The 13,394-nt window shown below is 67.7% G+C and carries 15 protein-coding genes and 2 pseudogenes; 8 read left to right on the top strand and 9 right to left on the bottom strand.

Annotation, left to right across the window (positions count from 1 at the left end; translation table 11 throughout):
* The 4 genes and pseudogenes from LQV45_RS08340 to LQV45_RS35640 all read left to right on the top strand — a co-directional run.
* Positions 1 to 619, top strand: a 619-nt coding sequence (locus LQV45_RS08340; protein WP_230006590.1) for a LacI family DNA-binding transcriptional regulator, incomplete at its 5' end; no start/stop codon positions are given.
* 144 nt (positions 620 to 763) lie between these two features.
* The gene (locus LQV45_RS35650) at positions 764 to 1,153 is read left to right on the top strand and encodes an IS5 family transposase (RefSeq protein ID WP_290370223.1); all 390 of its coding nucleotides are present in this window, start codon (positions 764 to 766) and stop codon (positions 1,151 to 1,153) included.
* Positions 1,071 to 1,373, top strand: a pseudogene (locus LQV45_RS35645) (transposase); the annotation flags it as partial. The gene LQV45_RS35650 and the pseudogene LQV45_RS35645, both read left to right, overlap by 83 nt.
* Positions 1,374 to 1,378: 5 nt before the next feature.
* Positions 1,379 to 1,627: a hypothetical protein gene (locus LQV45_RS35640; protein WP_290370224.1), complete on the top strand. Its 249-nt coding sequence runs from the start codon at positions 1,379 to 1,381 to the stop codon at positions 1,625 to 1,627.
* A 37-nt stretch (positions 1,628 to 1,664) separates the two neighbouring features.
* Here the strand turns inward: LQV45_RS35640 and LQV45_RS08330 are convergent, their stop codons facing one another.
* The 9 genes from LQV45_RS08330 to LQV45_RS08290 are packed head-to-tail and all read right to left on the bottom strand — an operon-like array spanning position 1,665 to position 10,920.
* Positions 1,665 to 2,021 (bottom strand): hypothetical protein, encoded by a 357-nt coding sequence (locus LQV45_RS08330; protein ID WP_230006589.1) that lies wholly within the window; start codon positions 2,019 to 2,021, stop codon positions 1,665 to 1,667.
* Positions 2,018 to 2,716 carry a DUF4913 domain-containing protein gene (locus LQV45_RS08325; RefSeq protein WP_230006588.1) on the bottom strand — a complete coding sequence of 233 codons (699 nt, stop codon included), beginning with the start codon at positions 2,714 to 2,716 and terminating at the stop codon, positions 2,018 to 2,020. The genes LQV45_RS08330 and LQV45_RS08325 overlap by 4 nt, the downstream gene beginning before the upstream one ends.
* Positions 2,716 to 4,518, bottom strand: a complete 1,803-nt coding sequence (locus LQV45_RS08320) for a type IV secretory system conjugative DNA transfer family protein (RefSeq protein WP_230006587.1) — start codon at positions 4,516 to 4,518, stop codon at positions 2,716 to 2,718. The genes LQV45_RS08325 and LQV45_RS08320 overlap by 1 nt, the downstream gene beginning before the upstream one ends.
* On the bottom strand, positions 4,515 to 6,158 hold the full coding sequence (locus tag LQV45_RS08315; RefSeq protein ID WP_230006586.1) for an ATP/GTP-binding protein: 1,644 nt from the start codon (positions 6,156 to 6,158) through the stop codon (positions 4,515 to 4,517). Before LQV45_RS08315 ends, LQV45_RS08320 begins: the two co-directional genes overlap by 4 nt.
* Entirely contained in the window at positions 6,158 to 7,669 is a 1,512-nt protein-coding gene (locus LQV45_RS08310) for an SCO6880 family protein (protein ID WP_230006585.1), read from the bottom strand. Before LQV45_RS08310 ends, LQV45_RS08315 begins: the two co-directional genes overlap by 1 nt.
* Entirely contained in the window at positions 7,669 to 9,336 is a 1,668-nt protein-coding gene (locus LQV45_RS08305; RefSeq protein ID WP_230006584.1) for a hypothetical protein, read from the bottom strand. The genes LQV45_RS08310 and LQV45_RS08305 overlap by 1 nt, the downstream gene beginning before the upstream one ends.
* 4 nt (positions 9,337 to 9,340) lie before the next feature.
* The gene (locus tag LQV45_RS08300) at positions 9,341 to 10,096 is read right to left on the bottom strand and encodes a hypothetical protein (protein WP_230006583.1); all 756 of its coding nucleotides are present in this window, start codon (positions 10,094 to 10,096) and stop codon (positions 9,341 to 9,343) included.
* 13 nt (positions 10,097 to 10,109) lie between these two features.
* Positions 10,110 to 10,412: a hypothetical protein gene (locus LQV45_RS08295; protein ID WP_230006582.1), complete on the bottom strand. Its 303-nt coding sequence runs from the start codon at positions 10,410 to 10,412 to the stop codon at positions 10,110 to 10,112.
* A 10-nt stretch (positions 10,413 to 10,422) separates the two neighbouring features.
* On the bottom strand, positions 10,423 to 10,920 hold the full coding sequence (locus tag LQV45_RS08290; protein ID WP_230006581.1) for a DUF6668 family protein: 498 nt from the start codon (positions 10,918 to 10,920) through the stop codon (positions 10,423 to 10,425).
* A 258-nt stretch (positions 10,921 to 11,178) separates the two neighbouring features.
* Here LQV45_RS08290 and LQV45_RS08285 point away from each other — a divergent pair, with 258 nt between their 5' ends.
* The 4 genes and pseudogenes from LQV45_RS08285 to LQV45_RS08270 all read left to right on the top strand — a co-directional run.
* Positions 11,179 to 11,427, top strand: coding sequence for a helix-turn-helix domain-containing protein (locus LQV45_RS08285; RefSeq protein WP_230006580.1), 249 nt, complete (start codon positions 11,179 to 11,181; stop codon positions 11,425 to 11,427).
* Between the two features lie 40 nt (positions 11,428 to 11,467).
* A complete protein-coding gene (locus tag LQV45_RS08280; protein ID WP_230006579.1) occupies positions 11,468 to 12,001 on the top strand; it encodes a hypothetical protein in 534 nt (177 codons plus the stop codon).
* Between the two features lie 28 nt (positions 12,002 to 12,029).
* Complete coding sequence (locus LQV45_RS08275; protein WP_230006578.1) at positions 12,030 to 13,073, top strand: M23 family metallopeptidase; 1,044 nt, start codon at positions 12,030 to 12,032, stop codon at positions 13,071 to 13,073.
* A 14-nt stretch (positions 13,074 to 13,087) separates the two neighbouring features.
* Positions 13,088 to 13,394 (top strand): annotated as a pseudogene (locus tag LQV45_RS08270) (ATPase); the annotation flags it as partial.

Raw genomic sequence — 13,394 nt, 5'->3', positions numbered from 1 at the left:
CCACACCCTACAAACCCTCGCCAAACCCATCGTCACGATCGGCAGCACCCTCACCGGCGCCACCGAAATCAGCATCGACGACACTGGCATGGCCCAGATGGCCACCGAACACCTCATCTCCCTCGGCCACACCCGCATCGGCCACCTCGGCGCCGACACCACCCCCGACGCCACCTTCCGCCTCAGCGAACGTCGCTACCAAGGCTGGGCCACCGCCCTCACAAACGCCGGCCTCACTGCCGACCCCACCCTGTACCGCCACGCCGACTTCGACATGCAATCCGGCTACCACGCCGCCAAACAACTTCTCGGACACCACCGCCCCACCGCCATCTTCGCCGTCTCCGACGAAATTGCCATCGGCGCCCTCCTCGCCGCCCGCGACCTCGGCATCCGCGTCCCGGACGAGCTGTCCATCATCGGCATCGACAACCACAACACCGCCGAATTTTTCGGCCTCACTACCATCGCTCAACACCCCACCGCCCAGGGGAACCTCGCCGCCACCCTCATCCTCAACGCCCTCGAAAACGATGAACCGCTCATCCCTCGTACGGCGGAATTCGAACTGATCGTACGAAGTAGCACGACGGGCGTGCCAGGTACCCCCGCTCACTGAATCAGGCCGAAGTAGCAGGACGTCACCTCAAGGCGCCAACGTATAGCGATGCTGCGGTGACCACGATCACGACGTATCCGGTGTGGCCAGGATTAGGGCGCGTTGCTAAATCCTGTTCCGCAGGAGCGGGGCGATCCTTGAAGCGTGTCGCGAGATGTCATCACAGATGAGGCGTGGGAGCTGATCAAGGACGTGTTTCCGCCGGCGAGGACGCGTGGTCGCCCTCCCGTCGCTCGGCGCATGGTTGTCGAGGCGACCGCGTGGCGGTTCCGGACGGGGACGGCGTGGCGTGATCTGCCCGAGCGGTTCGGGAACTGGAACACGATGTACAAGAACTTCCGTCGCTGGGCGGCCGACGGTGTCTGGGAAGACCTTCTCACCCACGTGCAGAAGCGGGCGTCTTTGCAGGGCGAGATCGACTGGGTCGTGTCGGTGGACTCCTCGATCGCGCGTGTCCACCAGCACGGCGCGACCCTGCCCCGCGACACGGGGGGCTCCGGCGAACTACAAGAAGTACGGGCCGGAACCTCCTGACCACGCGATCGGCCGGTCACGAGGCGGTTTGACGACGAAGATCCACCTCGTCTGCGACGGGCAGGCGCGGGCGTTGGCATTCGTGCTCACGGGCGGGCAGATCGCAGACACCAGCATGTTCACCGACACCCTCGACGAGATCCACGTCCGTGGCCGAGGCCCTGCACGCACGAGACCCGACCGGGTGCTCGCGGACAAGGGCTACCCGTCAAAGAAGAACCGGGCGTGGCTACGCGAGCACGGCTCAAGGCCACGATCCCCGAGCGCGACGACCAGATCGCGCACCGACGCAAGCGACCCGGTCGACCGATCAACTTCGGCCTCGAGCAGCAGCAACGCTACAAAGGCCGCAACGTCGTCGAACGATGCTTCAGCTTCATCAAGCAGTGGCGAGGACTCGCGTCACGCTACGACAAGACCGCCACCTCATACGCAGCCGGACTCAACCTCGCCGCAGCACTCCAATGGATATAGCAATACGGCCTAGGCCCGGTCCCTCTCTCGTTGGCGCTCAGCGCAGCTCAGGGGGCGTGTCACCGTCGATTCGTCGTTCCTGCATCCGAGCCCGCACCGCGGCCGAGGGGCGAGCGGGACCGCCCCCATCGCGGACGGGAAGGCGGGGCAGCATCCGCAGCGCCGCAAAGTGCGGCATCGCCCCGATCACCGCGGCCAACAGCACCACGGCGGCGACGAGCGCCGAGCCGGCGGCGACGGCGTGGGCGATCGCGTCGGCCGACACCATCGAGACGACACCCGCGGCCACGAGCAGGGCGATCGCGCACGCGGTCTGCCAGAGAGCGACACGGATCGCGAAGGGAGCGGCGTACGAGCGCACCCACGACTCGCGGCGGCTCACGACAGCACTCACGCTGTCACCTCGCGCACGTCAGGGAACAGACCCTCAGGCGGCGGCGCGTACGGCAGCGGCTCGCCCTTGTCGTTCACGTTCTCACCGTTCTTGCCCTCGCCGGCCGCGGCGAAGGGACCATCCGTGCTGAGCAGGATCGACATGTGGTGCTCGGCGTGATCACGGAACCACACAGACATGCCCGTCTGCGCGTCCTGTCGCAGGTGCTCCCACGCGCGCCAGAGCGCGTCGAGACGCGCGACGGCTTCGGCGTATTTCCACCACTCCGCAGCCCACATGACACGCTGACCGTCCACGCGACGCTTGTAGTTGGGGAGCAGGAAACCCCGCACGAACTCGTCGACCGAACCGAAGTACAGCTCGGGCTCCTCGTTGGCCGGCTCCTCGTCCAGCTCGTCGAGAGCGGCGCCGACCGCTCGCCGCGCGGCGGTGGCCGCTTGCGCTTGCAGCTCCTCGATCACGGAGGGGTCGAGCTGTTCCGTCACCTCCGCGTCGACGACCTCGTTTACGACGTCGCGGACGGCCTTCTGCAGCGTCCGCGCGATCGCCGGCCGCGCCATGCTTTCGACGACCTCCGCGACGTCGAGTCCGAACATGCGTCCGGGCTCGCGCTCCTCGCGCTCCGCGGTCGGTTCGTCGTCGACGTCGAACGGCTCAGCCTCGATCCCGTCGTTGTCGCCCCAGTTGTCGCTCATCAGACGGCCTCTCGATCGTTCTCCGCGCGGGCCACGGCGCGCACGGACTCCTGAGCCTCATTGATCGTCCCCTGCGCAGCCGGGTCATGTGCGGCGATCGACGCCTTCACCTTCTCGGCGTGCGGGCCGGTCATCCACGGCTGCGTGCGGATCAGCGTCGGGCGGTTCCCCGACGACAGCACCACGGCGCGACCCTTCGGCATCGCGGACAGGTCCGCGACGTCCAGGATGCGCTCACGGTGGAGCTGCTGGTTCACGCTGCGCCCACCGCGACCGGACGACACCGACGACGCCTGACGGTCGTAGTCACCGATCAGCTTGGAGAGCGATTCGAGGAAAGTTTCTTCGGCCACACCGCCGCCGTAGACCTTGACGTTGGAGGCCGACCACAGCTTGCGCATGCCCGACTCTCCCCATACGTCGAGGCCCTGTGACCACGATTGCAGAATGGTCATCAGGACGATGCCGCGCGAGCCGTAGTGGCTGTAGAGGTTCGGCAGCTCACGCCAGCGGCATACGTTCGCCGCCTCGTCGAGCACGCCGAGCAGGGGCACCGCGAGACGGCCCCCAGGGGATGCCGCGGCGATTTCCTCCGCGGCCTCCACGACGGCCACGGTCAGCGCCGTCACGAGCGGGCCGGCGGTGCCGCGGCCTTCCTTGGACAGCGAGTAGAGCGTGCCGCCGCCGCGCACGAACGCGGCGGGGTCGAACTGAGGGCGAAGGTCGGTCTGCGTCAGCGGGTTCACCCACGACGCCACCTGACGGTTGGTGAGGCACGACGCCATTTGCTGCGCCGTGCCGTAGATGCCGCCACGCTGCTTCTCGGGGGCGGTGATGACACCGCGCACCTGGTCAGCGGTGAGCTTGTAGCCGTGCCGCTTCAAGATCGACACCGCCTCGTCTTCCGTGGGGCGCGTCAGCCAGGCGTAGACGTCGGTAATCGGTCGACCATCGAGCGCCGCGGCGAGCAGGAGCCCCGCAAGGAGATCCTGCCCCGCGGGATCGAAGTAGGCATCCGTCTTGGCTCCGGGGTCGCGCGAGCCTGAGGCGAAGTGATCGGCCAGCTTGGCCGCTTTCACCTCGTCGGTGACGTAGCTGAGCGGGTTCCACCACCACGAAGGATTCTCGAGCGCGATTCCCTGAGGATCGAACACCCACACCGGGCCGGCCTCCGCGCGCACGTCGCGGGTGGCATCCACCACGTCGCGCTTGTTCGAGGTGACGAGCACGCCGCCGGGGGCGTCGAGAATTGCAGGCACCGCGCGAGAGGTGGTCTTACCCGTACGCGGCCCCCAAATGTCGATGTGCATGTCCTCCCACGTGCCCCACAGCGGCATCCCACCGACCGTCTTACCGATCGGCACGCCCAGCACTGGCTTGCCGTCGACGCCCTTCACGCCGAGACGCTCGGCAGACTGCACGGCGTTCTGTCGGCTCAGACCGGCGACGTCCTTGCCGCGGCCCATGTACGAGCTGGCGCGGTCAACGCGGGTCCGACCCTTCCGGTAACGCACGACACCGACGATCACGAGGACCGTCAGCACGAGCAGGACCGCGCCGAGAACCGCGACAATCCACGTCGCGGATGCCGGCCACGCCACGCGCCCGAGGATGAGTCCAAGGGTGAGCCCAAACGGGTCGGACGGCAGCTCGGCCGCGGTGCCGTCGAGCTGCGCGCCCAGGCGCACCGCGACGTTGGTCACGACCAAGCCGCCGACGACGACGACGATCAGGACGAGCAGCATCAGCGTCTCGCCGCCGAAGCCGCCGGGATCGCGGCGGCGGTTGTTCGGAGTGCTCACAGCGCCGGCTCCTTCTCGCGCTCCTCGTGCTCCTCCACCAACTCCTCCACCGCGCGCACGGCACGGCGGGCAGTGCGTGACTGTTCGTACCACCGCTGGTTAGTGTCACGGATGGAGCGCTCAGCCTCCGTGAGCTGCACCTGTACCGGGATGCCCGGTCGGGTGCCGACCTTCACGAGGAACTTGCCGCGGCCGGGAGGGTCAACCTCGCGGCCCGTGGCGGCATCCCACGCGGGCGGGTCTTGCCACCCGGTCAACAGCTCTTGCTCAGCCTCAGAGAACGGGATAACCGTCGTGAGCTCCGGCATCTCGGTGTACGGCAGACCCGCGCACATGACCATGCCGGCGCGCTCTACGAAGCCCTTCGCCTTCAAACGGTCCTCCTCCGGGAGAGCGCTCAGATCGGCCATGGTGTGCGAAATCATCGCCGTGCCAACGCCCACCTGACGGTTGAGTCGGGTGAGGAAGTCCACGCGGTCGACGATGCCGTTTCCGGCGCGGAGGGCTCGCCACAGCTCGTCCATGATGACGAAGTAGTGCCGGCGCGGTTCCAGGCCAGCGTCCGCGAGGACGTTGGCGATATTCACCGTCGCGAAGCCGTTCGACCAGCACGCGAGCAGCGTGGCCGCTCGCAGATCGCCCTCGGCCTCACCGATCGCGGAAATGTCGTAGACCACCGGACGGTCGAGTGCCATTGGGTTCGTCGTGTGGTGGGAGAACACGCCGCCGAGGCGACCGCTACCGTTCGCCAGGGCGAGTAACGACGCTTCGAGGCCGCGCGTAATCTCCTGGTACTTGTTGAAATCGCCGCGGTCGACGGCGACCTGACGCAGCTCGGTCGGCCCCTCCTGCACGACGGCCAGCAGGTCGGAGAGCACCGGAATACCCTCCATGCTGCGATCGAGCACGCGGAGGGCCTGGTCGATAATCGACTCCTCGACATCGGTCGGCGGAGACTTGCGCTGGATCGTCAGCAGGGACGACACCATCGCCAGGCGGCGACCGTGGGCGTCTTCCAGTACCTCGTTGGCCTCCTTCTGGAAGCCGGCGTCGATGAGGCGCTGCGCGGCCTCCTTGGCCTCGCCCGGGTCGAGCACGTTGAGGTATCCGCGCCCACGTCCGAGGGTGATGACCTGACCGCCGAGCGCGCGGATGACCTCCACGTAGTCGGGGCGCAGGTCGCCCAGCACGAGCGGCTGCACGCCGTAGCCGGCGAGCCCCGTCGCCATGCGGGCGACCGCCGTCGACTTCCCGAGTCCCGGCTTACCGAGCACGAACAGCGACGGGTTGCTGATGAGCTTCGCCCGCTGAAACCACGAAATCGGGTCGGCGCACAGCGTCGCACCCGTGTGAATGTGACGGCCCAGCGGGACGCCCACCATCGGCGTACCAGCGCCGATCGCGTACGGCCAGAGGCCGCACGTCTGCACCGTCGTACCGCGCCACTCCGGGACGGGCTGTAGGTACGTCGACATGCCGCCGCCGGGGCCGCTCCACCCCCGAGAGCTGAGCGACCCACCGGACGCGGACGCGCCCGTGGCGGTGTTCTTTCGTCCCGTGCGGACGAAGACGAGCACGCCCACCACGACAAGCAGGACCAGCCCGCCCAGCGCGAGCAGCGCGATCAGATCAGGGCTCATCAGATTCCCTCCCTCAGCATCGCCGGGACGGCTACGTGCTTGGTCAGCACAAGCCCGAGGGGCAGCGCCGCGGCGAAGGCACTGTCCTGTGATCCGTACACCGGGCGCAGCCGCAGACGCGCAGTCGCGCCGAGGTTGTCGACCGCCGCGCGAGCGTCGGCCTCCTTGCTCGGGTCGATGACGGTCGCGGTCGCGAGGATGCCGAAGTTCACCAGCCCCGCGCCCGATGCCTCCTCCGACTCCGTGGCCTGAGCCGAGCGCAGCGCGAGCGAGTCACGCGCCGCCGGCTTCCGGCTGGACGTGGCCTTGAACTCCGCAGCTCGCACGTCTGCCTGGACGAGCGCCGCAGCCCGAGCGGGGTCGATCGGCTTGTAGAGCAGCGTCACGCGCTTGCGCGCAATGTCGCGATGCGGGGCGAGCAGACGCGCCAGCACACCCGACTGCACCAGGCCGCGGGGGGCCTGAGTCATCTGCCAGGTGACCGACGTTGCCGAATCGTGCCGGTAGCTGTCCCAGTTGGCCTGAGCAGCCGTGGGGCCGACGTCGGACCAGCTCAGATCGGGAACGTCACCGTTTGCGTGAGCGTCGTCGATCAGGGACGCCGCGGCAGGGTCATACGCGACGAGGATCGTCTCGCACAGCTCCTGAGCCGTCAGCGGATGCGCCGCTCCCGCACCGGTCGCTTGCAGCGTCGCGGTGAGGCCAGGAAGGCGAGCGGCCAGCTCGCGCCCCATGTCCTCAGGCGTGCGCGGCTTGGCACCCTTACGCGGTGCCGCCGAGAACGTCAGCGCCACGTACGCCTTCACCGTCGACGAGCCGGCGGGGTAGTTCATGACCACCTCACCGAGCATCGCCTTCGCGAAATCCGGTGCGTCGGGATCGGTGTTCGTCTCAACCTCACGGCGCAGACGACGGCCCGAGTCGGGGGCCGTCTCGATGGTCACCTGAGCGGCCTCCATCCCCGGCTCATCCGCCAGGTTGCGCAGCCAGTGACCCCAGTCGGCCACCCAGAGGTCGACCTGTTCCTGGTCGACGAGGGCCGCGCCGTCAGGCTCGGTGCCGATGACGATCGAATACGTCTTCGCGTGGGGGTTGTAGATCATCGCGAACGGGCGCGCGTAGGAGTCCTCGTGCTCGGAGAGCCGGGACTGCGCCGCCAGGCCCGGGAGCTGGTTCGATCCCCACTCGGAGCGACCCAGCGGGCCGGAACGGTAGACATTCGCCTTCCGTCGCTTCGTCGACGACCACGCGACACGGTTCGCCGTGCGCGAGAGCACGCTACGACCGTCCGCGTCGCGAATGGTCAGCAGCAGGATCATGCCACCGAACACCGCCGCAGTGATGAAGGCGTTGATGATGTTCGTCGTCATGAGGACGACGATCACGATCAGCAGCGCAACGAACATGAGGCCGGTGCCGACCGTGCCGAGGCCGAGGAGCCCCGGCGACGTCGGCTGACGCCAGTTCCCGTACGTGCGGACGCCCTTACGGCTTGTCTCTACGGTTGCCACTAGCTCCCGCTCCCTTCACCCGTTGCTTGATCGCCTACGTTCTTTGCCGCTCCCGTGGCCGCTTGCACGCCCTGAGCCGCAGCGCCGATCGCGACGCCCGCAGCCATACCGACAGGGCCACCCGCAGCGCCGGCCGCAGCTCCACCCGCAGCGCCACCACCGGCAGCAGCGCCGCCCGCGGCAGCTCCACCACCCGCAGCAGCTCCACCGCCGGCGGACGCCGCAGCAGCGCCCGTGCCGCCACTAGCGGCACCCGAGGACGCCGCGGCCCCTGTCGTGCCGCCCCCGCCGCCACCAGCGGCGCTAGAGGCCTGTGCGGCCTGAGGGGCTGAGCCCCCGCCACCGTTCGAGCCAGACGGACCACTTGCGCCGGTCGATCCCTGACCGCCCGTCGCGCCCGGTCCACCCGCCGACGACGAGCCGCCGCCCGAGCCGGTCGCGAGGCGACCCGCAGCAGCAGCACCGGAGGGCAGAGCCATAACCGCCGCAGCTCCTAGTGCGCCGCCGGCACCGGCCGACAGGGAGCTGACGAGAGGCGTGACGAACCGCATCAGGGCGGGCATCGCGAACAACGCGAGCACCATCAGGATGAGGCCCGTCAGCACGGCGATGAAGCCCGTTCCGTCGTCCTGGAAGATGTTCGTTCCGACGAGCTGGAACGCCGCGGCGTACACAATCGCCGCGGCCGGCTTGTAGAGGATGAACGCCGCGAGCCAGCCCACGTTTTTCTTGAACCAGCTCTTACCCATTTCGGTGTTGGTGGCCGACGCCGACAGCGGCAGGATTCCCGTCAGGATCACGAGCATGCCGCCGCGGGCGATCATCAGCACGATCTGAGCAGCCGTCGCGAGAATCGCAATGATGCCGAGGATGATGACCAGCAGCGCGCCGAGGCCACCCGTGTTCGGGTTGGTCGTCAGCGCGAGCAGGTTGGCGATGTTCTCGCCGAAGCACGCCGAGTCGGCGCCGACGTCGCAGCTCAGTGCCCCGTTGAGAATCCACACGGAGAACGAGTCGAACGCCGACACGAGAAGGCCGACGATCGTCACCCCGGAACCGGCGACGACGATCAGAGTCAGAAGGCTCTTGATCGTCTCCTTACCGGGTTCGGCGCGCTGCTCCCACACCATACGGATACCGCCGATGATGACCGACACCACCGCCGCCGCTCCCATGTACCACCAGAGAGACGACTGCAAGAACAGGACCGCTCCGCCGGCCCCCTGAGGACCGCGCGGCAGCAGACCAGAGACGAGCGCCGTTGCGCCTGACATGAGGAAGATGCCGCCCAGCACAAAGCCGAGCGGACCGACCGAACGGAAGCCCTCACCCGCACGCATCCTCGTGGCGACGAGGATGCCGAGGAGGATGATCGAGATTGCCGCGAAGACGATCGCGATCCACGTCACCCATCCGAGCACCTGAATGATGCCCTCCGAGTTTGGCGCGGACGAGCCGGCGGCGATCGACGAGCTGCCGCCTGTGCCGGTGAGATTCGGCGTGCCGACGTTCACCCAGAGCGTCCCGAGGGACGCGACGGCCTTGCCGAACGCTTCTAGGACAGCGCGCGCCAGGTTCTCAATCGCGTCACCGAGAGCGCTCTCTACCCAGTCCTGCGCCCAGCAGCCGGGGTCGAACAACCTGCAGCCGGCGTTGTCTGCCGCCATGTTGTTACTCCTGTCGCCAGGTGATGTACCCCGAGGTGTCGGGAAGCTGTGCGATGCGGAAGGGCTCGGCCTTGTCGGCGTCGATCTTCCAATCGCCCTGCCACCACGTCAGATCAAGAACAGCCGAGCCGTTCACGGCCTGGCCCTGAGCGGTGCCGCGGAAGGCAACGTCAACTCGCGCAGAACTGCCGTCGTACGACAGCACGCGGAAACCGGCGATCGAGGCGCGGACGTCTGTCGTGTTCGAGGAACCGACCTCAGTCAGCAGCGAGTCGCGATAGGTGCCGTTCGTCAACGCGTACTCGAGGAGTGAGGTTCGCGTGGTGACGTCTCCGAACAGACCAATGGTCATGTTCGCGGCGGCAAACACCGCCCCATCGGGGCTGTGCTGGTAGCAGTACCGGTAGCCCTGAGGAGCGGTCGCGCCGGGACCGAACGTCGGGGACGTCGGGTAGGCGTACACGTCCTGGTACTGCCAGGTCGCCGCCGGCGCGGTCGTGACCGTGCCCGAGAGCACTTCACCGTCGAGGCCGCACACGCTCGCGCCGCCCGCGACCCCGGATGCACTTGGGGAAGGGGCGGCGCTGGACGTCGCGGATGACGATGGTTCGGAGGCGGGCGGCGCCGCCTCGCTCCCGCGGTTCAGGTTGAGAACCGTCAGGAAGATGCCGGCTACGATCAGCGCGGCCACCACCACCGCTCCGACGATGAAGCCGGGGCGGGCGAATGGATTCTGCGTGGTTTCGTCGTCGTCAGCCATGACGGCTCCTTCCTCAGGCTCCGGCGAGGATGCCGATCAGGGCGGCACCGCCACCGATGATGATCGCGCCGGCCATAGGCCAGATGACCTTGGGGAGGGCGTCGTGGCCCTCACCGCGGCGGAAGCTGACGGCGATCAGGATTCCGCCGACGATGATCGCGCCGCCGACGACGACGTAACCAATCCACTTCAGCCACGACAGGATCGTGGTCACACCCTCAGTTCCGGGAGGCTGCACGGGGTCGGGGTTGGGGATGACGCCGGCCAGGACGTTGGCCGTCTCGTTCACGGAGTGAAGCACTTCGATCGCGGACATGTCTTGCCTTTCAGTTGGAGGTGCCGGCGGCACCGATTCCGGGGAGTGCGCTCAGCTCGTCGATGACTCGCTGAACTTCGCGCGGGATGGGTGAAGCGGTGGGCTCGTCGAGCCGCCAGGCATCGACCCACGGCACTATCCAGGTGCGAGGGCCACCGCCACCGACCACGGCGAGCAGATCCCGCAAAGCGCGCGGCATCCGACCGGGGGCGTCAGCCATAACGACAAGCCCGAGAACGTTGGAGGCGGTCAGCCCAGCCCCCCACTGCCGGAGGGCGTTCTGCGCGGCACGGAGCCCAACGACGTTTGATCGGGCGACGATGACCACGGGCGTCGATTCACCGGTCGAGCTGCGCGGCCAGGCGTGGCCGGCCGCCGCTGACCACCCGGGCGCGAGAGCTGCCAGCGTCGACTCACCCGAACCGCCGTGCGCGCCCAGCCACCAGACCGCGGGATTCGCCAGCTGGTCGATGATCGGGAGCCGGTCGACCTGATCAGGCGCAGGCACGCCACGCTGCGGTGCCACAGGCCCGGACGTGGACGAAATGACCGCGGCACGGACGTCTGTTTCGGGCGGCGGCATGGTCGGACGGGACAGCCAAGGATTGATCTGATCGCTCATCGTGCCCCCAAGGAACTCGCGATTGAAGGTCATTTCACGCTAACGCGAGACATGAAGAATCGCGAAAAACGCTACGTTAGAAACATTTAATGTGCTTTTGCGCACGGCCCTGTACCCTTCCTGTGGGGGCCAGAAAGGGACGCCGTGGCAGATGCACTTGACCGGCTATTCGAGCACGACCCACCGACAATCGGTCCGACCGAGGTCGCTGCGCGCCTGAATACGACCACACGAACCGTCTATACCTGGCTTAAAGAGGGAACCATTCCCGGCTACAAGCTGGGTACTTCGTGGTTCGTCATTGTGGATGAACTCAAGGCGGAGCTCCGGAAGGGCGCGAACAACAGGCGCAGCACCGGCCACGCCACCGAGTCTGGATCGGAGACTGCCTGAGGGGGGAATAGTTGTGAGGAAGATCGGGACCGTCATCGTTGTGACTACCGCCGCCGTCGTGCTCGCCGGATGCACGGGGACCGCCAGCACCCCCGCGCCCGCGCCGACGCCCAGCGGAAGCACCTCTGCCCCGATCTTCCCCGACTCATCCACGTTCACCCCCGCGTCTGAGGGTGCGATTGACGAAGACTCGGGAGAAACGCACGGGCCGCGGTCCGTGCCGGTTTGGGACGACGAATCGCGCCAGAGCGCGACCGCCGCGGCGGATACCGTGATGCGCGCGTACGCGCGTCCCGATCTTGGCTTTGAGGAGTGGTGGGCGCAGCTACAACCCCTCCTCGATCAGAAGGCCACACAGGACTACGCCTACATGGACCCGTCCCGGATCGTCGCAACGACGATCACGGGACCGCCCGTCATCACTGACGAGACGAGCGCGTACGTCGCCTATGTCGACGTCCCCACCAACGCTGGCATGTACGGGCTCATCCTGAGCCGCGTCGACGGCGACTCCCCGTGGCTCGCAAGCCGCTTCATCCTGCCGGATGGGGTGAACTATCGTGGCCGGCCCTAAGGGGGGCGGGGCCTACGCAATCGCCGCAGTGCCGATCTTGGTTATCGGCCTGTTGCTCGGGTTTGTCGTCGTCGGCGGCGACGACTGCGAGCCGGCATCCGCGGCCGGACCCGGGTCGAGCGTTTCGATCGACCCCAACTCGGTCCCCCAGACCGAGATAGCCGGCTATGGCCACGAGCAGCTTGTGAACGCTGCGAACGTGATCCAGGCCGGGAAAGATCTCGGCCTGAACGTGCGCGATCAAACGATCGGCGTCATGACGGCCATGGGTGAGTCGAGCCTCCGCAACATCGACTATGGCGACTGGGAGACCGGCGGCGTCACCAACCCGGACGGCTCTCGCACGACGTCGATCGGGCTGTTTCAGCAGCAAGACGGATGGGGCACCCGCGAGGAGCGGCTGGACCCCTACATCTCGTCGACGAAGTTCTTTCAGGCGATGATCCAGAAGGTTCCCGACCGGGAATCGCTGGAACCGACCATCGTCGCGCACCGCACGCAGGTCAACGCCGACCCGTACCACTACACGCGGTTCTGGGACGGCGCGGTGCAGATCGTCGAGGGCCTGACCGGCGTCAAGACCGGGCTCAACCCCGGCGACGGCAGCGCGAGCGGCGGCGCGTGCGATCCCACTGTCCCCGGCGACGTCAACGCGCAGGGCTGGGCCTCTCCGGGCGCCGGCCCCATCACCAGCCCCTACGGCCTCCGTGTGCACCCGATCACGGGCGACGTGCGACTGCACGCCGGCACCGACCTAGCCGGCGGCGGATGCGACGGCCCTATCTGGGCCGCGCAGGACGGCACGGTCACCTTCCGCGGCTTCGACGGCGGCGGAAATGGCGTGATCGCAATCGACCACGGCGGCGGCGTCACCACCCGTTACCTGCACATGTACGACTCCGGGATGCTCGTCAGCGTCGGAGACAAGGTGAAGGCCGGCCAGCAGATCGCTCGTGTCGGCAGCAGTGGCGGATCAACCGGTTGCCACCTCCACTTCGAGGTGATGGTGAACGGCGAGAACATCGACCCCGAGCCCTACATGGCCGCGGTCGGCATCCAGCTCGGACAGTGAACTAGGAGACGATCATGACCAGCATCGACGTAGCCCCCAACGCGTTCCCCAAGATCGACGCGCACCTTTCCGCTGACGGCACCGCAAAGGTGTTCATCAGCGGAACGCCCCACGACATTGCCGCAGCCGACCTCCCCTCGGCTCGTGCCGAGGTAGTGAACCTCATTGCTCAGACCGCCAAGCAGCTCGGGCGCCCCGTCCGTGTGCAGACATTCGGCCCGGACGGTCAGTGGCCGATCATCGTCCACAAGGACGGGAGCGTCGACGAGGACGCGACGCAGCCCGTGCGGCCGGCCCCGGTTCTCGAGGACGACCCCGAGT

The sequence above is a fragment of the Microbacterium sp. Bi128 genome (assembly GCF_918698205.1).
This window is presented reverse-complemented; position numbering and strand designations above follow the sequence as displayed.

What these genes read in the sequence shown, in the direction of transcription:
- LQV45_RS08325 (WP_230006588.1), bottom strand. Translation starts at nt 2,716, where the DNA reads ATGAGCGACAACTGGGGCGACAACGACGGGATCGAGGCTGAGCCGTTC.
- LQV45_RS08315 (WP_230006586.1), bottom strand. Translation starts at nt 6,158, where the DNA reads ATGAGCCCTGATCTGATCGCGCTGCTCGCGCTGGGCGGGCTGGTCCTG.
- LQV45_RS08305 (WP_230006584.1), bottom strand. Translation starts at nt 9,336, where the DNA reads ATGGCGGCAGACAACGCCGGCTGCAGGTTGTTCGACCCCGGCTGCTGG.
- LQV45_RS08300 (WP_230006583.1), bottom strand. Translation starts at nt 10,096, where the DNA reads ATGGCTGACGACGACGAAACCACGCAGAATCCATTCGCCCGCCCCGGC.
- LQV45_RS08295 (WP_230006582.1), bottom strand. Translation starts at nt 10,412, where the DNA reads ATGTCCGCGATCGAAGTGCTTCACTCCGTGAACGAGACGGCCAACGTC.